This is a genomic window from Streptomyces mutabilis, assembly GCF_014649815.1.
Taxonomy (GTDB): Bacteria; Actinomycetota; Actinomycetes; order Streptomycetales; family Streptomycetaceae; genus Streptomyces; species Streptomyces mutabilis.
This window is the reverse complement of the sequence record NZ_BMTT01000299.1, coordinates 1-528: the sequence shown is the minus strand read 5'-3', so window position 1 is coordinate 528 and position 528 is coordinate 1. Positions and strand designations below refer to the sequence as shown.

Genomic DNA, 528 nt, shown 5'->3' with positions numbered 1-528 from the left:
CATGCGAATTGCCTGAGCATTGCCTTCGAAATGGCATAAGTCTTGACGTAAAGTCTGTTTTAATTCATTTAAATGTCGGTCTGCTGAATAGCGAATAGGTAAAAAAGGACAATTATCAAATTCTATGGAAGCATCAGGTGCCAACACCTTACGAAACCAATGTTTAATTGCAGCTTCACCAAAATGACCAAAAGGAGGATTGCCAATATCGTGCATTAAACACGCCATTTCAATTAAACTTTCAACGCTATCAATCCGTTCATTTAAGCCATATTCTTCTAATTTATTATGCTTTTTTAGTTCGCCGATTATTTGCTTAGCGATATAACGGCCTATTTGTTGTACTTCCAGCGAATGGGTTAATCGACTTCGTACCGCCGAATTTTGCTCTAATGGAAATACCTGTGTTTTTTGTTGTAACCGACGGATCGCCGCTGAATTAATAATACGCCCACGATCGCTTTCAAATTGGCGCGAGATCTGCATTTCATCATCAATATCGATATCACTGCTGTTATATTTGCGTTG

The 528-nt window shown here is 38.6% G+C and carries 1 protein-coding gene; it reads right to left on the bottom strand.

Going from position 1 to position 528, the window contains the following annotated elements; translation table 11 throughout:
• The coding region (dgt, locus tag IE142_RS40405; RefSeq protein WP_191889527.1) for a dGTP triphosphohydrolase at positions 1-528 on the bottom strand (528 nt) is incomplete at both ends.